The following is an 18,118-nucleotide window of genomic DNA, read 5'->3' as shown; positions in this document are numbered from 1 at the left end:
CTTACTCCCCGAGGCTGTATTTGGCGTCGAGCCGGTTCATCTTCCAGGCGTAGAAGAAGATCAGCGCGATAAAGGTCAAAATCGAGCCCTGCTGGGCAAACCAGAAGCCCAGGTCGGTACCGCCGATGGGGATACCCGCCAGCAACGGGCGAAACAGAATGGCGCAGCCGTACGAGACAAAGGCCCAGACGACCAGGCAGCCAAGGATGGTGCGCACGTTGGCTTTCCAATAGGCCGCAGCGTTGGTGTTGTCATCTGCCATGGCGTAGTTCTCCGCTTGTGATTGTTTAAGGTTGGAGACGGTATGTAAGTGCCGTCGCGCACGGGCGGTGGCCCGGCACAACGTGCTTTTATAGTGGGCAAAAAGCGCCAAAAAGAAATCCAGACTTTGGTCTCTACACTAAGGTATCAATCGCCCGGCACTCTCCATGGTGTAGGCCGTGGTGTGGATCGTGGTGTGGGTCGTGGTGGAGGTGATGCTGATATAAGCGGCGCTGATGAATATGACGATGGTATAGGTGCCGGCGCGCGCCATAGCGACGATACTGCCGGTATCTGCCTTTCTTGTTGCCGGGGGTGTCATGGTTGATGTCGAGCTGTCCCAGCCGCCTTTTTCCCTGCTCGACGCGGCGGGGCGCGAGCATGCCCGGCGCGGCATGGACATCGCCTGTTTCGAGCGCGGCGACATCCTGCTGGATACCGGGCAGGCCGGCGAGTTTCTTTACCTGATCCACCGGGGCGAGGTTGCCGAGGTGGACCCGACGCTGCCCGACGCCACCGCGCGCATCGGCCTTTATACCGCCGGCGACGTGTTCGGCGCCATCAGCATCATCAACGGCCAGAGCCGCTACCGCTTTATCGCCGAGCAGGAGTGCGTGTGCTACCTGGTGCCCAAGGTGCTTTTTCAGCAGCTGTGCCGCGCCTGCCCCGAGTTTGATGCCTATTTTCGTCAGTCGCTGGCGCGCAAGGCGCGCCGGCTGACGGAAAAGCGCGCCCAGGGCGGGGTGACCATGGCCGGCTTCATGCTGGCCAAGGTGCGCGACTGCATGCGTACGCCCCGCCGGCTGGCGGCCGGCACCGATATCGCCGAAGCGGTGGCGCAGCTCAACCGTCATCACGTCGACAGCCTGCTGGTCGAGGGGGAAGACGGCTACGGCATGCTGACCAAGACCGACCTGCTCAACGCCATGGTGCTGGACGGCGCCTCGCGGCAGAGCCCGGTGGGCGAACTTGCCCGCTACGCGCTGATCACGGTAACGCCTGAGCAATACCTGTTCGAGGCGCTGGTGCTGATGACCCGCCGTCAGGTGTCCCGGGTGGTGGTGCTGGAAGGAGAGGCGCCGGTCGGCGTGGTCGAGCTGACCGACGTGCTGAGCTATTTTTCCAGCCGCAGCTACGTAGTGAGCCTGCAGGTAGAGCAGGCCGCCGACCTGGAGGCGCTGGCCGCGGCCAGCCGGCGCACGCCGGAGCTGGTCAGCGCGCTGATGGCGCAAGGGGTCAAGCTGCGCTTTGCCATGGAGCTGCTGGCAGCGCTCAACGGCCGGATCATCCACAAGGCCTGGACGTTCTGCGTCGAGGCGCGCTATCAAAGCGCGAGCTGCCTGATGGTAATGGGCAGCGAAGGCCGCGGCGAGCAGATCTTGAAGACCGACCAGGACAACGGGCTGATCCTTGAAGACGACCTGGACTGGCCAGGCGCCGACGACACCATGCAGCGCTTCAGCGACGCCCTGGCGACGCTTGGCTACCCGCCGTGCCCGGGGCATATCATGGTCTCCAACCCCGAGTGGCGGGGCAGCGTCAGCGAGTGGCAGGCGCGCATTGCGCGCTGGGTCGCCGCCCGGGACGGCGACAGCCTGATGAAGCTTGCCATCATGCTCGATGCCCACGCCGTGGCTGGCAACGCCACGCTGCTCGAGCGCGTGCGCGAGACGCTGTTTGCGCATTGCGCCGACGACGAGCTGCTGCTCTCCTACTTTGCCCGGGCGGCGCTGCGCTTCTCGACGCCGTTGACCCTGTTTGGCTCGCTGAAAAAGCCCCAGCACGGCATCGACATCAAGAAGGGCGGCATTTTTCCCATCGTTCACGGCGTGCGCACCATGGCGCTTGAGCGGCGCATCAAGGCGACCTCGACCTTTGCCCGGCTGGACGCGCTGGTGGCAGACGGCCGGCTGAAGCGCCGCTTTGCCGACGACGTTGGCGAGGCGCTGTCGCTGTTCAGCGAGCTCAGGCTCAAGGGCCAGCTGGCGGAGGACGAAACCAGCGGACAGGGCCGCGACCGGGTGGTGGTGCAGGCGCTGTCGTCCCTTGAGCGCGACCTCTTGCGCGAGGCGTTGCACATCGTCAAGGATCTTAAGCAGCGGCTGTCGCACCGCTACCACCTGGAATATGCCTAAGCGGCCGTCAATGTTGGTGGGGCGGCGCCGGGTGTTGCTACAATAGCGGCCATGTATTTCGCGTCGTGGCGCCGTCCGACGTCACTCGCCGCCCCCTTTTACCACCAACACGCGCAGATTCCCCATGTCGCATCCCGATCCCGTGCAAGCCCATGATTCCGTCGTTTCCGCCGCCTTAGAAGACGACGCACCGTCGGCAGACGACGTGCGCCGCAAGCGCGACTTCAACAAGCTGCAAAAACGCCTGCGCCGCCAGACCGGCAACGCCATTATCGACTACCGCATGATCGAGGAAGGCGACAGGGTGATGGTGTGCCTGTCCGGCGGCAAGGACAGCTATACCATGCTTGAGATGCTGCGCAGCCTGCAGCGCAGCGCGCCGGTGCGCTTTTCGCTGGTGGCGGTCAATCTCGACCAGAAGCAGCCGGGCTTTCCCGAGCACGTGCTGCCCGACTACCTGGACGGGCTCGGCGTGGACTACCACATCCTCGAGCGCGACACCTACTCGGTGGTCAAGGAGAAAACCCCCGCGGGCAAGTCGACCTGCGCGCTGTGCTCGCGGCTGCGCCGGGGCTCGCTTTACGGCTTTGCCGAAGAGATCGGCGCCACCAAGATAGCGCTTGGCCACCACCGCGAAGACATTCTGGAGACGCTGTTTCTCAATATGTTCTTTGGCGGCAGCCTGAAGGCGATGCCGCCCAAGCTGCTCTCCGACGATGCCAAAAACATCGTCATCCGCCCGCTTGCCTACTGCAAGGAAGCCGATATCGCCGAGTTTTCCCGGCAGATGGCATACCCCATCATCCCCTGCAACCTGTGCGGCTCCCAGCCCAACATGCAGCGCCAGAACGTCAAGGCGATGCTCAATGACTGGGATAAAAACCATCCGGGCCGGCTGGAAAGCATGTTCAAGGCGGTGACCAACGTCGCCCCGTCCCAGCTTGCCGACCGCGAGCTGTTTGACTTCGAACGGCTGGAAGCCAGCCAGGCCGAAGCGCTGGCCGGGCGCATCCAGGCCGTCAACGTCGGCTGACGGCGGCCCTCAGGAGCTGGCGGCTTCCTGGGCCTCTTCTTCGGCCAGCGCCAGCAGGCGCTGCATTCCCAGAATGTTCACCTCGCGGCCGGAGACGGCCACCAGCTCCTGGGTTTGGAAGCGGCTCAGAATGCGGCTGACGGTTTCCACCGCGAGGCCCAGGTAGTTGCCGATGTCCGCCCGGGCCATGGAGAGTCGAAAGCTGTAGGGCGAGTAGCCCCGGCGGCGGAAACGATCGGACAGCGTGATCAGAAAGCTGGCCATGCGCTGGTCGGCGGTCTTGCGCGACAAAAGGCGCATCATGCGGCGATCGTCGCGCAGCTCCTTGCTCATGCTGCGATATAGCTGAAGGCGCAGCTCCGGCAGCTCTTCCGAGAGCAGATCGAGGCGGTCGAAGGGGATCTCGCAGACGGTAGTGGTCTCCAGGGCGATGGCGCTGCCCGGGTAGCTTGACTCGTCGATGCCGTCGAGCCCGACCAGTTCGCTTGGCAGGTAGAAGTTGGTGAGCTGGTCGTTGCCGCCGCCTTCGATGGCAACCTGCTTGAGGCTGCCCGAGCGAACGGCAAAGACGCTGGTGAAGGTATCGCCCTGGCGAAACAGCGGCTCGCCCTTTTTCAGCGGCGCGCGCCGCCGAATGATGGCGTCGAACTGACTCATGTCGTCAAGCTCGAGGGCAAGCGGCAGGCACAGCGAGCTTAAGCTGCAGGTCTGGCAGCGGGTTTCGTGGAGCAGGGGGCGCCGACGGCTGAGTGGTTCCGGCATGCAGTCCTCCGTGAAGTAGGTCACGGCGCTATTATGGAAGCAAGCGCGGGTAACCCACAAGCCGCCGGTGACGCTTTGCCGCTAGCGGTGCGCGTCGAACGCTCGGGCCAGCCGGTGGAGCACCAGCCGTCCGTCGGGCGTAGCGCTCAGGATATCGCCGTTTCGCTCGACTAGCCCGTCGTGGTGGGCGTCGTCCAGCCGAGCCAGCGCCGCGGCAAAATAGCGCGGCGCGTCAATCCCGAAACGCCGGCCCAGGGCGGCAAGGTCCAGTTGGGCGTCGCACATCAGCCGCTCGATGGCGGCGCGGCGAATGTCGTCATCGCGCTCAAGGCGCAGGCCGCGCGCGGTAGCCAGGCGGCCGTCGTCCAGGGCGCTGGCGTAATCGCCGAGCCGGGCGGGGTTCTGCGCGTAGGCGTCGTCGATACGCGAGGCGGCCGATACGCCAAGCCCCAGCAGGTCGCAGTGGCCGTGAGTGGTATAGCCCTGGAGGTTGCGCCCCAGGGTCTGCTGCCGTGCGGCCACGGCGAGGCTGTCGTTTGGCCGGGCAAAGTGATCCATGCCGATGTGCACATAGCCTGCTCGGCCGAGCTGCTCGGCGGCCAGCTGCAGCATGGCCAGGCGGTCCGCCGCGGCGGGCAGTTGGGCGCTGTCGATGCGCTGCTGGCGCGGCCCCCGCCGGGGGCGATAAGCATAGTCCTTGTGAACATAGTCCTGGAGGGTGATGCGCGCCGGGTTCAGCTCGATGACGTCGGCCAGGGTGGCGGCGAAGCTGTCTCGGGTCTGACGGGGCAGGCCGTAGCCGATGTCCAGGTTCAGCGAGCGAAAGCCCAGCCGGTGGGCTTCTTCCATCAGCGTTTCGGTCATGATCCGCGGCTGCTCGCGGCGGATGGCCTGCTGCACCTCGGGGTTGAAGTCCAGCACCTCCAGGCTCAGCCGGTTGAAACCCAGCACCTGCAGGTGGCGCAGGGTGAAGACGTCGGCTTCGCGGGGATCGATTTCAATGGCGTAGTCGCGCTCCGAGGATGACGACAGACCGAAGCGGGCGTCAAGGCGGTCAAAGAGGTCGCTCATCTGGGAAAGGGAGAGAAACGTCGGCGTGCCGCCGCCCCAGTAAAGCTGCTCCACCGGGCGCGTGCGGTCCAGATGGCGGGCGGTAAGCACCATTTCCCGATCCAGCCGCGACAGATAGGGCTCGGCCCGGGAGGTGTCGCGGGTGATGATGCGCGGGCAGGTGCAGTAGCCGCAGCTTTGGCGGCAAAAGGGTACGTGCACGTAAAGCGAAAGCCCGCGGCCGCCGGCGTTGCTGCGCTCAAGCGCCCGGCAGAGGTCGTCGCCGCCGAAGGCGTCGTGAAACGCCCCGGCGTTGGGGTACTGGTGATAGCGCGGGCCGCCGGCGCCGTGGTGGCGGCGCAGGGCGTCCTGGCGGGCAGCAGTCAGCGCTGCGGCATCGAAAAACAAAGGGGCAGCGCTGGCCATGGCAGACAACTCCGGTGGGAAGAACGCAAGGATGATGCTGCCATCCTAGCGCCGGGCCCGAGGGCAGGAGTTGAGCTATATCAATTAAGCGCCGGACATTTCCGCCACGGTGGCCATCTGGTACGTCGACCACAGCTGCCACAGGGCAAAGCCGATAATCAGCAGAGCGGCGACGGTGCGGGTGGCCGGGTGGCGAATCAAGGCGCTTAACTGGCGGGCGGCAAAGCCGGTCGCCAACAGCGCCGGCAGCGTGCCCAGGCCAAAGGCGCCCATGAGCAACGCCCCGCGCCCCGGGTCGGCCATGGCCAGGCTCCAGGCGAGCATGGAATAGACCAGCCCGCAGGGTAGCCAGCCCCAGACCGCGCCCAGGGCAAACGCCTGGGGCAGCTTGACCACCGGCATCAGCCGCCGACCGAAAGGTTCGATGTAGCGCCAGAAGCGCCGGCCTACGGCCTCGACCTTTAAAAGCCCTTTCCACCAGTTGGCGATGTACAGCGCCATCAAAATCAGCATCACCGCGGCGAATACCTGCAGCGCCAGGCGCGCCGCCGGGGTAACGGAGAACACCGTGCCAAGCGTTGCCACCAGCGCGCCGGCGATCATGTAGCTGGAAATACGGCCCAGGTTGTAGCTCAGCAAAAGCCCGGAAAGCCTGGCCGGGTGGCGCATGCTGGGCGGAACGGCAAAGGTCAGCGCGCTCATGATGCCGCCGCACATGCCGATGCAGTGGGCCCCGCCCATCAAGCCGAAGACAAAGGCCGCCAGCACCGGCGGCAGATCAAGGCCCGTGGGATTCATTGCGGTCGTCCTCCTTGCGCTGCTTTTGCCGCTCGCGTGCGGCCTCGGCGTTGTGCCGGCGGCGCTCGCGCTCTTCCGGCGTCAGGTCGTTTTCGTCCTCGTCAAAGAGAATGCGATACGCCGGTCCTTCCAGGTCGTCAAACTGGTTGTTTTTCACCGCCCAGAAAAATGCCCAGACGGCGATGCTCAAAAACAGCAGCGAGATGGGAATCAGCAGATAAAGAATTTTCATGCGGCCACCGGTGACGGAGAAGAGACGTGGGGCGCCGGCCGGGTTTTCCAGCGCGTCAGGCGCAGGGCGTTGCCCACCACAACAAGCGAGCTTGCCGACATGCCGATGGCGGCAAGCCAGGGCGGTACCACGCCGATGGCGGCGAGCGGCAGCGCCGCGGCGTTGTAGCACACCGACCAGACCATATTCTGACGCATGATACGCCTGGTGGCTCGGGAGATTTCAACCGCCTCGGCAATGCGTACAAGCCGGGGGCTGAGCAGTACTGCATCGGCCCGGGTGCGGGCAAGGTCGGTGGCGCTGTTCATGGCAATGGCAACGTCGGCGCCGGCAAGCACCGGTACGTCATTGATGCCGTCGCCCACCATGGCCACGGTTTCGCCCTCGGCCTGCAGCGCCTGGATGCGCTCGAGTTTGTTTTCCGGGCTTTGCCCGGCGTGCCAGGTGGCAATGCCAAGCGCCGCGGCAAGCTCGCCCACCGCGGCGGGGGTGTCGCCGGAGAGCAGCTCGACCTCAAGCCCCCGGGCTTTCAGCGCGGCAACGGTCTCGGCGGCGTCTTCCCGCACGGCGTCGTGGAGCCGGAACCAGGCCCGGGGGGCGCCGTCTTCGCTGAGCAGCAGCCACTGGCCGTTGTCCGGCGTGCCAGGCGGGGTCTGGCCGGCGGTGGCAAAGGCGGGTTTGCCCAGCCGCCAGCGTTGGCCGTCAATCCGGCCTTCGAGCCCCTGGCCGGTGACGCTAGCGATATCGTGGGCGCTGAGCGTGGCCTCGCGGTAGGGCGCAAACGCCCGGGCGATGGGATGCTCCGAGCGGGCTTCAAGCGCGGCGGCGAGCGCCCGGGCGCGCTCGGCGGAGAGGTTTTCGGCGAGCGGCCGGGTGTCCATCAGCTGCATTTCGCCCCGGGTGAGCGTGCCGGTTTTATCGAAAATGACCCGGTGCGCGCCGGAGAGCGTTTCCAGGGCATCGGCCCGGGTGACCAGCACGCCGCGCCGGCGCAGCTGGCCGTGGCCGGCGGTGAGCGCGGTGGGCGTGGCCAGCGCCAGGGCGCAGGGGCAGGTTACCACCAGAACCGAGAGCATCACCCAGAGGACCCGCGAGGGGTCGATAAACCACCAGACCACCGCCACCGCCGCGGCGACCATCAACAGGCGCAGGACGAACACGTGGGCCATGCGCGCGGCCATTTGCGCAAGCCGGGGGCGGCTGGCGAAGGCGCGGTCGGTGAGATCGAGGATGCCCGCCACCCGGGCGTTGGCGCCGGCTCGGGTGACGCGGATCACCAGCGGGTTTTCCATGTTCTGGCTGCCGCCGACGATACTTTGCCCGACGCCGCGAGTCACCGGCAGGTATTCGCCGGTGAGCATGGACTCGTCCAGGCTTGAGTCCCCCTGTTCGATGACGCCGTCGGCGGGGACGTCGTGGCCGGGCTTGATCAGCACTCGGTCGCCTTCGGCCAGGCGGTTGGCGGGTACGACGCGTTCGCTGTCGTCATCCTCGAGCCGGGTGGCCGAGGTCGGCAGCACGCCGCTCAGGGCGTTGCCGCTCTGACCGTTGCGCCGTCGGGCGCGAGCCTCGATGTAGCGACTGAACAGCAGGAAAAAGGCAAACATGGCCACGGAGTCGAAGTACAGCTCGCCTTCGCCGGTGATCACCGCCCAAGCGCTCGCCAGGTAGGCGCCGCCGATGGCGATGGACACCGGTACGTCCATGCCCAGCACCCGGGTCTTGAGATCGCGCCAGGCGTTCTTGAAAAACGGCTGGGCGGAAAACAGCACCACCGGCGTTGCCAGCGCAAACGACAGCCAGTGAAACAGCGCGTAGAAGTCGGCCGAGATACCGTCTTCTCCGGCGATGTAAATGGGGATGGAGAACATCATCACCTGCATCATGCCCACGGCGGCGACGATCAGCCGGCGAATGGTCATGCGCTCTTCGTGCTGCAGGCGCTTTTGCGCCTGATCCGGCTCGTAGGGCTGGGCGGTATAGCCGATGGCGGCCATTTCCGCGAGCAGCCGGGAGAGCTTGACGCGCTGGGTGTCCCAGGCGATCCGCAGGCGGTGGTGGGTCAGGTTGACCGCGCTTGAGGTCACGCCCTCCAGGGCGTTGAGCCGATGTTCGATCAGCCAGGCGCAGGCCGCGCAGGTAATGCCGTCAACGGCCAGGGTGGCGTGGACGCGGCCGTCGTCTTCGGGGTGGACGAAGCCCGCCTGCAGCTCGGGGTCGTCGAACACCGTCCAGGTATCTGCCCGAGCGGTTTGCTTGTCGTCGGGGCGCTCGGGAAGCTCGGTGCGAAAGCGGTAGTAGCTTTCCAACCCGCCTTCGACGATGGCGTGGGCCACCGCCTCGCAGCCGGGGCAGCACAGCGGGTGCTTCTCGTCGTCAAGTTCGATATACCAGGGTGCCCTGTCGGGCACCGGGTTGCCGCAGTGGTAGCACGCAATGGATGCGGTGGTGGGCATCAGCTCTCCGAGCGCTCTCCGGCGTTTTTCTGGCGGCCTCCGGGATGCAGCGTGATAGTGTTTTCCGTGGGAAAGCGGGCCTCGCCGACCAGCCGCCATTCAGGGTCGTCGGCCACGGGCTGAAGCTGCAGATACCAGCGGTATTGCAGGTTGTCGGGCCCCTGGGCGATGTAGCGACCTTCGCGCACGTGTTCCAGCGTGAAGGTCTGATCGCGGTCGTTTTCCGTGGGGAAGATCAGTTTGAGCTCCAGCACGTCGGGCCGGCGCTCGCCCTCCAGGTCGAGGACGATATCGCTGGTCAGCGCATCCACGCGTAAATCGCCGGCAAGGCCAAGCTCCCGGGCGCGTGTCTGCTTGGCCAGCACCATGTTGATTTCCTTGCCGTGCTCGTAGTAGTCCTCCTCGATCACGCCGTCGTAGTACATGAACGAAAAGATCGCGTACATGGTGCCAAACGCCACCGACGACAGCAGGATGCTGATCAGAAACCACGGCCAGAACTGCTTGTACCAGGGCTTGTAAAGCGACGAGCTGTCCGTGTCCGACGCGGAATCGCGTGCCATCGTGATTACCTCAGATTACCGATAAAGCGCGTGTCGCGCTCGAGTTGAATGCTGCCGTCGTCCTCGGCTTCAAGGGTAAGCACGATGGAGTGGCTCGGCTGTTCGATGACGTCGGGGTCGGCCTGGATGGTAACCACGGCCTTGCGCGACTCGCCGGCGGCGACGCTGATGGCTTGCTGGTCGAGCGAAAGACCGGGCAGCCCGGACACGCTCAGCCGGTAGGTGTGGTCGCGGTTGTCCAGGTTGCGCACCGTCAGGCTGTAGACGTTGCTGATCTGGCCGTCGCCGGTCATCTGGTAGAGCTGGGTGCGATCGCGCTCGGCATCGAAGTCCAGCGGCGTGCGGTCGCCGACCGCCCAGGCAAAGGCGCCGATCATCACCGCCAGGGCGATGAAGTAGCCGATCAGCCGGGGCCGCAGGATCTGGGTCTTTTCGCCTTCCAGGGAGCTTTCCGTGGTGTAGCGAATAAGCCCGCGAGGGTAGCCCATCTTGTCCATGACGCTGTCGCAGGCGTCGATACAGGCGGCACAGGTAATGCATTCATACTGCAGCCCGTCGCGGATGTCGATACCGGTGGGGCAGACCTGCACGCACAGGTCGCAGTCGATGCAGTCGCCGTAGCCGGCTTCCTTGACCTGCTCGTGGGAGAGGTTTCTCTTGCGCCGACCGCGGGGCTCGCCCCGGGCCGCATCGTAGGACACGATCAGCGTGTCGCGGTCGAACATGACTCCCTGAAAGCGGGCGTAGGGGCACATGTAGATGCACACCTGCTCGCGCAGCCAGCCGGCGTTCAGGTAGGTGAAGACCAGAAAGAAGCCCACCCAGAAGAACGACCAGCCGTTGGCGCTGAGCGTGAAAAGGTCCGGCACCAGCTGGCGAACGGGGGTGAAGTACCCGACAAAGGTGATCCCGGTCGCCAGTGCCACCACCAGCCAGGCGACGTGCTTGGCCGTCTTGCGCCTGAGCTTGTCGGCGTTCATGGATTGTTTATCGAGCTTCATACGGCGGTTGCGCTGCCCTTCGACGCGGTGCTCGATCCAGATGAACAGAAAGGTCCATACGCTTTGCGGGCAGGTGTAGCCGCACCAGACCCGGCCGGCAAACACGGTGATGAAGAACAGCCCGAACGCGCAGATGATCAAAAGCCACGACAGCAGGACGAACTCCTGGGGGTAAAACGTCGCGGTAAAAATATGGAACTCGCGGTGGGGCAGGTCGAACCACACCGCCGGGCGACCGCCAATGTAGAGCCACGGCAGCAGGAAAAACGTGAGCATTAGCGCCCAGTTGGCACTGCGCCTGATCTTCTGAAAAAGCCCCTTGATTTCGCGCACGTAGAGGTGGCGCCGCTTGGCGTACATTTCCTGGGTGACGGGCTGTTCGGGAGCATGATGTCCTACCGGATCCGGCGTGACGTCTTTGCTGGGAATCTTTTCCATGGCGGTATCGCAGCTCAGAAGGCAGTAAAACGGGGAGGGCAATAGCGTGCAGTAGCAGGCTATCGTTTCCTCTAGTGTACCGGATTATGCATAAAAAAAGGGTGCGGCTCCCGGCCGCACCCTGTTCTGTCCCCCGGAGATGATGCTCGGGGAAGGCGTCTTAATCGTCGTAGCGCAGGCTGTAAATGTAGGCGGCGACGAGATGCACCTTGTCTTCGCCGATGTAAGCCGCCTGGGCCGGCATATGGCCGTTGCGGCCGTTGCGCAGGGTCTGGCGAACGGAGTCGGCAACCGACTGGCCGGGCTTCTGGTACAGCCAGACTTCGTCGGTCAGGTCCGGCGCGCCCAGCGCCTGGTTGCCGGTGCCGTCCGGGGTGTGGCAGGCGGCGCAGACCGAGGTAAAGGTGCTCTGGCCCTTTTCGGCGCGATCCTCGTCGTGGTCCTCGCCGGAAAGCGAGAGCACAAACTGGGTCAGATTCTCGATGTTGTTCTCGCCCAGCTGCTGCCAGGACGGCATCAGGCCGTTACGTCCGTTGGTCAGCGTGGTCACGATGTTTTCCGGCTCGCCGCCGTACAGCCAGTCATCGTTGGTCAGGTTGGGAAAGCCGTAGCCGCCCCGGGCGTTGGAGCCGTGGCAGACCGCACAGTTGTTGAGGAAGATGCGCTCGGCCACCTGCATGGCTTCCTGATCCTTGGCCAGCTCAGGAATCTCGATTTCTTGATACTGCTCAAAAATCGGCGCGAAGCGCTCTTCCGCCTGGGCAACCTCCTGCTCCCACTGGTCTTCCTGGGACCAGCCCAGAAGCCCCTGGAAGTTGCCCAGGCCCGGGTACAGCACCAGGTAACCCACGGCAAAGACCACGGTGCCGACAAACAGCTGGAACCACCATTTGGGCAGCGGGTTGTCGTACTCCTCAATGCCGTCGGCGGCGTGGCCGGTGGTTTCCACGTTGCCTTCGGCGTCGGGCTGCTTGTCGGTACGCCGGTTGGACAGCAGAAACCAGGCGCTGAGTCCGATGGTGCCAAGCGAAATGATAATGACCCAGGCGCTCCAGAAGCCGGAGAGGGAGTCACCCCATAGATAGCTCATGTATTCTTGTCTCCCTTGTCTTGGCGGGATTCTGCCGCGTCCCTTGACGCGGCAGGCTGGTCACGGTTGGGTTGTTCGTCTTCTTCTTCGTCGGCGAAGGGCAGGTTGGCGGCTTCATCGAAGTCCGGCTTGCGACGCTTGGAGTAGGCCCACCAGATGATGCCTACAAAAGCGATGAGCAAGATGAGCGTGACGATACCCTGAAAGTCTCCCGAATCCATAACTTATCGAGTGCCCTCAAGCACGGTTCCCAGTTGCTGGAGATAGGCGATCAGCGCGGTGATCTCCTGCGTGCCGCTGACTTTTTCTTCGGCGCCTGCGATCTGCTCGTCGCTGTAGGGTACCCCGAGCGTTTTCATCGTGCGCATCTTGGCGGCGATATCGTCGCCGTCCAGGGTGTTTTCGAAAAGCCAGGGGTAGGCCGGCATGATGGACTCCGGCACGACGTCGCGCGGGTTGTACAGGTGGGCGCGGTGCCAGTCGTCGCTGTAACGGCCGCCGACGCGGGCCAGGTCTGGGCCGGTCCGCTTGGAGCCCCACAGGAAGTTGTATTCGTACACGCCTTCCCCGGCCACGCTGTAGTGGCCGTAGCGCTCGGTTTCGGCGCGGAACGGGCGGATCATCTGCGAGTGGCAGCCGACGCAGCCTTCGCGGCGGTAGATGTCGCGGCCTTCCAGTTCCAGCGCGGAGAGGGGCTCAAGCCCCTCGACCGGCTCATTGACCTGCTTCTGGAAAAACAGCGGCACCACCTCGGCCAGTCCGCCGAAGCTGATCACAACCAGGATCAAGACGACAAGCAGGCCAACGTTTTTTTCAATAATTTCGTGTTTCATCGGTCTTAACTTCCCCGGTTTAGGCGGCTTGCGGTGCCGGCTGCTCGCTGATGGCGTCGCGGCGCTTGACCGTCATGTAGACGTTGAAGGCCATGATCAGCATGCCGGTTACCCAGAACAGGCCGCCGATGAGGCGCACAAAGTAGCCCGGTGCGCTGGCTTCCACGGCTTCGACGAAGGTGTACATCAGCGTGCCGTCGGGGTTGATCGCGCGCCACATCAGGCCCTGCATGATGCCGTTGACCCACATGGAGGCGATGTAGAGCACGGTGCCGATGGTCGCCAGCCAGAAGTGCACGGCGATCAGGTTGACCGAGTGCATCTGCACCCGACCGAACAGGCGCGGAATCAGGTGATACATGGAGCCGATGGTGATCATCGCGACCCAGCCAAGAGCGCCGGCGTGGACGTGGCCGATGGTCCAGTCGGTGTAGTGCGACAGCGCGTTGACGGTCTTCACCGCCATCATCGGGCCTTCAAAGGTGGACATGCCGTAGAACGACAGGGCCACGACCAGAAAGCGCAGGGTTGGGTCGGTGCGCAGCTTATGCCAGGCGCCGGAAAGCGTCATCATGCCGTTGATCATGCCGCCCCAGGAAGGCGCCAGCAGGATGATGGAGAGCACCATGCCCAGCGACTGCGTCCAGTTGGGCAGCGCGGTGTAGTGCAGGTGGTGCGGGCCGGCCCACATGTAGACCATGATCAGCGCCCAGAAGTGGACGATGGACAGGCGGTAGGAGTAGACCGGGCGCTCGGCCTGCTTGGGCACGAAGTAGTACATCATGCCAAGGAAGCCCGCGGTCAAGAAGAAGCCCACGGCGTTATGCCCGTACCACCACTGCACCATGGCGTCGATGGCGCCGGGGTAGAGGGAGATCGAGTACATCGCCGTTACCGGCAGCGCGGCGTTGTTGACGATGTGCAGCACGGCGATGGTCAGAATGAACGCGGCATAGAACCAGTTGGCCACGTAGATGTGCGAGGTGGTGCGCCGTTTGATGGTCATCACAAAGACCGCAGCGTAGGAAATCCACACCACGGCGAGCAGGATGTTGATCGGCCATTCGAGCTCGGCGTATTCCTTGGTGGTGGTGTAGCCCATGGGCAGCGACACGATCGCAGCGACGATAACCGCCTGCCAGCCCCAGAAGGTAAAGGCGGCGAGCCTGTCGCTGAATAGCCGCGCCTGACAGGTACGCTGGACGACGTAGTAGGACGTTCCGATCAGCGCCGAGCCGCCGAAGGCAAAGATGACGGCGTTGGTGTGTAGCGGGCGTAGACGCCCGAAGCTTGTCCACGGAAGGCCAAGGTTCAGCTGCGGCCAGACCAGCTGGGAGGCAATGATGACGCCGAGCGTCATGCCAATAATGCCCCACACAACGGTCATGATCGCGAACTGCCGAACTACCTTGTAGTTGTAGGTCGGATGTTCAAGTGTTGTGGTCATTTTGTGTTCCCATCGAACGCGGTTAGGGGGTACCTCGCACAGGGTATATTATGCACGAGCGCGGCCACCCGCTTTGATGATGCAGGTCAATATTCACCGTGGATTCTAGCGCAGCTGACTCAGAAGCTGAACATGTCCACTACCTAAGTAAGGGTTTTTTAAGGACGTCAGAATGTCCGATGCCATCTTGCCAATACTTTCATCGCTAACCGAAACCCAGCTGCCGGCAGCGCTGTCACATGCCTCTGATGCGACGATTATAGTGGCAAATCACGGGCTTCTGCGCGTCTGCGGGAAGCCTTGCGCCGGCCGTCTGCTGTTTGCCCACGGGGCGGGCGCCGGGACGGAATCGCCTTTCATGCGGCAATTTGTCGCCTCGCTGGCAGGCAGCGGCCTACAGGTGCTGGCATTCGAGTTCCCCTATATGCAGCGCATGCGGGAAACCGGCAGGCGGCGCCCGCCGCCCCCGGCGGCAACGCTGGTGGCGGAGTTCGACCGCTGGTACGACCTTGTCGCGCGCAGCGTGGAAGGCCCGGTCTGGCTGGGCGGCAAGTCCATGGGCGGGCGCGTAGCCAGCATGCTGGCTGCCAGGCGCGCGGTAGACGGCCTGGTGATTGCCGGCTATCCGTTTCATCCGCCGCGCCGGCCGGAAAAGCTACGCCTGGCGCACTGGCCTGATGTCCGCTGCCCTGCGCTGATACTGCAGGGGGAGCGCGACCCCTTCGGCAAACGCGAGGAGGTGGAAGGCTATACGCTGCCGCTCTGTGCAACGCTTGCCTGGCTTGCCGACGGCGATCATGATTTCGTGCCGCGCCGGGCATCGGGGCTAACTCAGCAAAATTTGATTGACGAAGCGGCGCGTCGTGCGGCATCCTTCGTCCGCGCTGAAGGCAGGGGTCGGTAAGCGACAGCAGGCGTTGCCCATAGGCGACAAGTGTTGACAAGCCGCCGGCAAACTGTAGAATGCAGCGCCACGTGATCGACGGGTGGTTAGCTCAGTTGGGAGAGCACCAGCCTTACAAGCTGGGGGTCACTGGTTCGAACCCAGTACCACCCACCATTCAAACGGCAGCTGCCGCGCGAAGGGCCCGACACGTATAAGCGAATCCTGAATTCGCTGCCCGAAAGAAGTCAAGGCACTGCGGTGACCTGTGTGGACCGGTAGTTCAGTTGGTTAGAATGCCGGCCTGTCACGCCGGAGGTCGCGAGTTCGAGTCTCGTCCGGTCCGCCAGCGCAGCAGAGACGATTTTTTTCATCCCGTATCGAGTGGACCGGTAGTTCAGTTGGTTAGAATGCCGGCCTGTCACGCCGGAGGTCGCGAGTTCGAGTCTCGTCCGGTCCGCCACGATAAGGGAATGCCTGAACGTGGGTGGTTAGCTCAGTTGGGAGAGCACCAGCCTTACAAGCTGGGGGTCACTGGTTCGAACCCAGTACCACCCACCACGCCAAGAATGATGCATACCGGCTACGGATTGTCATTGGCTTTGCCCGCAGGGTAGCAGTGGCGATTTTCTGCGTAGTGCTATTTTATTTAGTGCTATTTTATTTAGTGCTAACTTACGTAGTGCCAGGATGCTTCATGACGGCTTTATAGCGGACCGGTAGTTCAGTTGGTTAGAATGCCGGCCTGTCACGCCGGAGGTCGCGAGTTCGAGTCTCGTCCGGTCCGCCACACGAATTTCAGAGCCCCGGGTTGGGTTATCCACCCGGGGCTTTTTTGTGCCTGGTTTTTCTCTCTAGTTTTCCTTTCTAGCTTTCCAGCGTACGAATGCCGGCCTTGGCAATCAGAACGTCCTGGTCGGGCTTGACACCGGACACGCCGACGGCGCCTATCACCTGGCCTTCCACCGCGATGGGAACGCCGCCGGACAGCAGCCCCATGAGCGGCGCGGTGACAAAGGCCGTGCGGCCGTTATTGATCATGTCTTCAAAAAGCTCGGTCTCACGGCGACCAACGGCGGCGTTGTGTGCCTTGTGGATAGCGGTTTCCGCAGTAAACGGCGCGGCGCCGTCGAGCCGGCGCAGGGCCAGCAGGTGGCCGCCGTCATCGGCGATCGCCACGGTCACGTTCCAGCCCTGCCGGTCGGCTTCCTGCTGGGCGGCGTCCAGCACTCGGGTGGCGTCAGCCTGGGAGAGGATAGCTTTGGTTTGCATGGTAAGGTCCTTTTTATTGGAGAGGCATGTTTTGTAGGCTGTTTTTGTTAATTGTTTTTCGTTGATTGTTTTTCGTTGATTGTTGTAGAGAGGCGCGGGCGGGTATAGCGCGTGAAGCCGCCGGCGCGGAAAAGGCTCCTCGAAACACAACAAGGCCGCACGGAGGGCGTGCAGCCTTGAACCCGATAAGTTAAAGCCCGTTATACCAAGGTATCGTCCACGACTTCAATCCAGTGGCGCACCGGCGTGCGGTTAGCGCCGGCCAGATGGGTCTGGCAGCCGATATTGGCGGTCACGACGACGTCGGGATGGCCGGCTTCCAGCGCATCGAGCTTGTTATCGCGCAGCTGGGTGGCAAGTTCGGGCTGGGTGATGGAATAGGTGCCCGCCGAGCCGCAGCACAGGTGGCCATTCTGTACCGGAGTGAGGGCGAAGCCTAACGTCTTGAGGACGTCTTCCACGGCGCCGCCGAGCTGCTGGGCGTGTTGGAGCGTGCAGGGGCACTGAAAGGCCAGGCGCTGGTCCGAGCGGACATCCAGCTTTTCAAGCGGCGCCTCACGCAGCACTTCCACAAGGTCACGGGTCATGTCGCTGATGGTTTTTGCCCGGGCGGCGTAGGCCGGGTCATCCTTTAACATCTCAGCGTAATCCTTGACGAAGGCGCCGCATCCGCTGGCGGTTTGCACAATGGCTTCTGCACCTTGCTCAACGTGGGGCCACCAGGCGTCGATATTGGCGCGCATGCGCTCCCGAGCCTGCTCCTGAGCGTTGAGGTGGAAGTCAATGGCGCCGCAGCAGCCGGCTTCTGCTACCGGCGTCACGCTAATGCCCAGCCGGTCGAGCACTCTTGCCGTGGCGGCATTCGTATTGGGGGAAAGACCTGGCTGCACGCAGCCTTCCAGCATCAGTACGCGCCGCGAGTGCCGATCCTCTGCCGGCCGTAAGCCCGGATCCTTCGGGGCGGCAGGCATTTTGCTGCGCAGCTTTCCCGGGACCAGCGGCGTAAACGTCTGCCCAAGGCGCAGCAGCGCCTTGAACCGGGCCGGGCTGACCAGCATCTTGCGCAGGCCGTAATCGCTGAGGCGTTCGCTCATTGAGCGCGGCGCGCGGCGCTCGGCTTCCGCGCGTCCGATATTCAGCAGCTTGCCGTATTCGACCCCGGACGGGCAGGTGGTTTCGCAGTTGAGGCAGGTCAGGCAGCGATCAAGATGCGTCTGCGCCTTTTTAGCCGCTTCCACGTCATCATCGGGGCTTTCCAGCAGCTCTTTCATCAGGTAGATGCGCCCACGGGGCCCGTCGCGCTCGTCGCCAAGCAGCAAGTAGGTGGGGCAGGTGGCGTTGCAGAACCCGCAGTGCACGCAGGCGCGCAGCACCTGATCGGCTTCCTGGATATGGGGTTTCTGGCGATCGGCGTCGCTAAAGTGCGTTTGCATAGCGG

General features: G+C 63.8%; 18 protein-coding genes and 5 tRNA genes. 8 read left to right on the top strand and 15 right to left on the bottom strand.

The features are described 5' to 3' along the window. Position 1: 1 nt before the first annotated feature. A complete protein-coding gene (locus ACZ46Y_RS11695; protein ID WP_311952201.1) occupies positions 2-262 on the bottom strand; it encodes a DUF4212 domain-containing protein in 261 nt (86 codons plus the stop codon). Between the two features lie 138 nt (positions 263-400). Continuing rightward, positions 401-583: a hypothetical protein gene (locus tag ACZ46Y_RS11690; RefSeq protein ID WP_311952200.1), complete on the bottom strand. Its 183-nt coding sequence runs from the start codon at positions 581-583 to the stop codon at positions 401-403. Here ACZ46Y_RS11690 and ACZ46Y_RS11685 point away from each other — a divergent pair. After that, entirely contained in the window at positions 582-2,396 is a 1,815-nt protein-coding gene (locus ACZ46Y_RS11685) for a DUF294 nucleotidyltransferase-like domain-containing protein (RefSeq protein WP_311952197.1), read from the top strand. The genes ACZ46Y_RS11690 and ACZ46Y_RS11685 overlap by 2 nt on opposite strands. Before the next feature lie 124 nt (positions 2,397-2,520). Next, positions 2,521-3,429 carry a tRNA 2-thiocytidine(32) synthetase TtcA gene (ttcA, locus tag ACZ46Y_RS11680; RefSeq protein ID WP_311952194.1) on the top strand — a complete coding sequence of 303 codons (909 nt, stop codon included), beginning with the start codon at positions 2,521-2,523 and terminating at the stop codon, positions 3,427-3,429. A 9-nt stretch (positions 3,430-3,438) separates the two neighbouring features. On the opposite strand, the gene fnr is transcribed toward ttcA, so the two are convergent. The 11 genes from fnr to ccoN all read right to left on the bottom strand — a co-directional run bounded on the left by fnr (position 3,439) and on the right by ccoN (position 14,525). After that, complete coding sequence (gene fnr / locus ACZ46Y_RS11675) at positions 3,439-4,191, bottom strand: fumarate/nitrate reduction transcriptional regulator Fnr (protein WP_311952191.1); 753 nt, start codon at positions 4,189-4,191, stop codon at positions 3,439-3,441. An 81-nt stretch (positions 4,192-4,272) separates the two neighbouring features. Then, positions 4,273-5,667: an oxygen-independent coproporphyrinogen III oxidase gene (gene hemN / locus ACZ46Y_RS11670; RefSeq protein ID WP_311952187.1), complete on the bottom strand. Its 1,395-nt coding sequence runs from the start codon at positions 5,665-5,667 to the stop codon at positions 4,273-4,275. Between the two features lie 84 nt (positions 5,668-5,751). Next, positions 5,752-6,465 (bottom strand): sulfite exporter TauE/SafE family protein, encoded by a 714-nt coding sequence (locus ACZ46Y_RS11665; protein WP_311952182.1) that lies wholly within the window; start codon positions 6,463-6,465, stop codon positions 5,752-5,754. Then, positions 6,446-6,697, bottom strand: coding sequence for a cbb3-type cytochrome oxidase assembly protein CcoS (gene ccoS / locus ACZ46Y_RS11660; RefSeq protein WP_311952179.1), 252 nt, complete (start codon positions 6,695-6,697; stop codon positions 6,446-6,448). Before ccoS ends, ACZ46Y_RS11665 begins: the two co-directional genes overlap by 20 nt. Then, positions 6,694-9,153 (bottom strand): heavy metal translocating P-type ATPase, encoded by a 2,460-nt coding sequence (locus tag ACZ46Y_RS11655; RefSeq protein ID WP_311952175.1) that lies wholly within the window; start codon positions 9,151-9,153, stop codon positions 6,694-6,696. The genes ccoS and ACZ46Y_RS11655 overlap by 4 nt, the downstream gene beginning before the upstream one ends. After that, positions 9,153-9,716 carry a FixH family protein gene (locus tag ACZ46Y_RS11650; RefSeq protein WP_311952173.1) on the bottom strand — a complete coding sequence of 188 codons (564 nt, stop codon included), beginning with the start codon at positions 9,714-9,716 and terminating at the stop codon, positions 9,153-9,155. Before ACZ46Y_RS11650 ends, ACZ46Y_RS11655 begins: the two co-directional genes overlap by 1 nt. 5 nt (positions 9,717-9,721) lie before the next feature. Then, positions 9,722-11,155 carry a cytochrome c oxidase accessory protein CcoG gene (ccoG, locus tag ACZ46Y_RS11645; RefSeq protein ID WP_311952169.1) on the bottom strand — a complete coding sequence of 478 codons (1,434 nt, stop codon included), beginning with the start codon at positions 11,153-11,155 and terminating at the stop codon, positions 9,722-9,724. Positions 11,156-11,315: 160 nt separating this feature from the next. Then, positions 11,316-12,245 (bottom strand): cytochrome-c oxidase, cbb3-type subunit III, encoded by a 930-nt coding sequence (ccoP, locus tag ACZ46Y_RS11640; RefSeq protein WP_311952166.1) that lies wholly within the window; start codon positions 12,243-12,245, stop codon positions 11,316-11,318. Further along, positions 12,242-12,466 carry a cbb3-type cytochrome oxidase subunit 3 gene (locus ACZ46Y_RS11635; RefSeq protein ID WP_311952163.1) on the bottom strand — a complete coding sequence of 75 codons (225 nt, stop codon included), beginning with the start codon at positions 12,464-12,466 and terminating at the stop codon, positions 12,242-12,244. Before ACZ46Y_RS11635 ends, ccoP begins: the two co-directional genes overlap by 4 nt. A gap of 3 nt (positions 12,467-12,469) precedes the next feature. Beyond that, a complete protein-coding gene (gene ccoO / locus ACZ46Y_RS11630) occupies positions 12,470-13,078 on the bottom strand; it encodes a cytochrome-c oxidase, cbb3-type subunit II (protein ID WP_311952161.1) in 609 nt (202 codons plus the stop codon). Between the two features lie 19 nt (positions 13,079-13,097). Then, the gene (gene ccoN, locus ACZ46Y_RS11625) at positions 13,098-14,525 is read right to left on the bottom strand and encodes a cytochrome-c oxidase, cbb3-type subunit I (protein WP_311952159.1); all 1,428 of its coding nucleotides are present in this window, start codon (positions 14,523-14,525) and stop codon (positions 13,098-13,100) included. Between the two features lie 358 nt (positions 14,526-14,883). On the opposite strand from ccoN, the gene ACZ46Y_RS11620 reads away from it, so the two are divergent. From ACZ46Y_RS11620 to ACZ46Y_RS11595, 6 genes are all read left to right on the top strand, one after another. Continuing rightward, on the top strand, positions 14,884-15,429 hold the full coding sequence (locus ACZ46Y_RS11620) for an alpha/beta family hydrolase (protein WP_464380040.1): 546 nt from the start codon (positions 14,884-14,886) through the stop codon (positions 15,427-15,429). Positions 15,430-15,509: 80 nt separating this feature from the next. After that, positions 15,510-15,585 (top strand) — tRNA-Val (locus ACZ46Y_RS11615). A gap of 95 nt (positions 15,586-15,680) precedes the next feature. After that, positions 15,681-15,757, top strand: a tRNA-Asp gene (locus ACZ46Y_RS11610). A gap of 37 nt (positions 15,758-15,794) precedes the next feature. Next, positions 15,795-15,871, top strand: a tRNA-Asp gene (locus ACZ46Y_RS11605). Positions 15,872-15,893: 22 nt separating this feature from the next. After that, positions 15,894-15,969 (top strand) — tRNA-Val (locus ACZ46Y_RS11600). 152 nt (positions 15,970-16,121) lie between these two features. Then, positions 16,122-16,198 (top strand) — tRNA-Asp (locus ACZ46Y_RS11595). Positions 16,199-16,275: 77 nt separating this feature from the next. Here the strand turns inward: ACZ46Y_RS11595 and ACZ46Y_RS11590 are convergent. Both ACZ46Y_RS11590 and glcF read right to left on the bottom strand, forming a co-directional pair. Further along, positions 16,276-16,680, bottom strand: a complete 405-nt coding sequence (locus tag ACZ46Y_RS11590; RefSeq protein WP_311952157.1) for a GlcG/HbpS family heme-binding protein — start codon at positions 16,678-16,680, stop codon at positions 16,276-16,278. 200 nt (positions 16,681-16,880) lie between these two features. Next, complete coding sequence (gene glcF, locus ACZ46Y_RS11585) at positions 16,881-18,113, bottom strand: glycolate oxidase subunit GlcF (protein ID WP_311952155.1); 1,233 nt, start codon at positions 18,111-18,113, stop codon at positions 16,881-16,883. Positions 18,114-18,118: the final 5 nt, after the last annotated feature.

The sequence above is a fragment of the Halomonas garicola genome, assembly GCF_055382465.1.
The sequence above is the reverse complement of the archived record's forward strand: the minus strand, read 5'-3'. Positions and strand labels throughout refer to the sequence as shown.

Excerpts from the sequence above, each read along its gene's own strand:
- ttcA (WP_311952194.1), top strand. The coding sequence starts at position 2,521 with ATGTCGCATCCCGATCCCGTGCAAGCCCATGATTCCGTCGTTTCCGCC.
- ccoP (WP_311952166.1), bottom strand. The coding sequence starts at position 12,245 with ATGAGCTATCTATGGGGTGACTCCCTCTCCGGCTTCTGGAGCGCCTGG.
- ACZ46Y_RS11690 (WP_311952200.1), bottom strand. The coding sequence starts at position 583 with ATGACACCCCCGGCAACAAGAAAGGCAGATACCGGCAGTATCGTCGCT.
- ccoN (WP_311952159.1), bottom strand. The coding sequence starts at position 14,525 with ATGACCACAACACTTGAACATCCGACCTACAACTACAAGGTAGTTCGG.
- ACZ46Y_RS11620 (WP_464380040.1), top strand. The coding sequence starts at position 14,884 with ATGCGGCAATTTGTCGCCTCGCTGGCAGGCAGCGGCCTACAGGTGCTG.
- ACZ46Y_RS11685 (WP_311952197.1), top strand. The coding sequence starts at position 582 with ATGGTTGATGTCGAGCTGTCCCAGCCGCCTTTTTCCCTGCTCGACGCG.
- ACZ46Y_RS11655 (WP_311952175.1), bottom strand. The coding sequence starts at position 9,153 with ATGCCCACCACCGCATCCATTGCGTGCTACCACTGCGGCAACCCGGTG.
- ACZ46Y_RS11590 (WP_311952157.1), bottom strand. The coding sequence starts at position 16,680 with ATGCAAACCAAAGCTATCCTCTCCCAGGCTGACGCCACCCGAGTGCTG.
- fnr (WP_311952191.1), bottom strand. The coding sequence starts at position 4,191 with ATGCCGGAACCACTCAGCCGTCGGCGCCCCCTGCTCCACGAAACCCGC.
- ACZ46Y_RS11665 (WP_311952182.1), bottom strand. The coding sequence starts at position 6,465 with ATGAATCCCACGGGCCTTGATCTGCCGCCGGTGCTGGCGGCCTTTGTC.
- ACZ46Y_RS11635 (WP_311952163.1), bottom strand. The coding sequence starts at position 12,466 with ATGGATTCGGGAGACTTTCAGGGTATCGTCACGCTCATCTTGCTCATC.
- glcF (WP_311952155.1), bottom strand. The coding sequence starts at position 18,113 with ATGCAAACGCACTTTAGCGACGCCGATCGCCAGAAACCCCATATCCAG.
- ccoO (WP_311952161.1), bottom strand. The coding sequence starts at position 13,078 with ATGAAACACGAAATTATTGAAAAAAACGTTGGCCTGCTTGTCGTCTTG.
- ccoS (WP_311952179.1), bottom strand. The coding sequence starts at position 6,697 with ATGAAAATTCTTTATCTGCTGATTCCCATCTCGCTGCTGTTTTTGAGC.
- ACZ46Y_RS11650 (WP_311952173.1), bottom strand. The coding sequence starts at position 9,716 with ATGGCACGCGATTCCGCGTCGGACACGGACAGCTCGTCGCTTTACAAG.
- hemN (WP_311952187.1), bottom strand. The coding sequence starts at position 5,667 with ATGGCCAGCGCTGCCCCTTTGTTTTTCGATGCCGCAGCGCTGACTGCT.
- ccoG (WP_311952169.1), bottom strand. The coding sequence starts at position 11,155 with ATGGAAAAGATTCCCAGCAAAGACGTCACGCCGGATCCGGTAGGACAT.
- ACZ46Y_RS11695 (WP_311952201.1), bottom strand. The coding sequence starts at position 262 with ATGGCAGATGACAACACCAACGCTGCGGCCTATTGGAAAGCCAACGTG.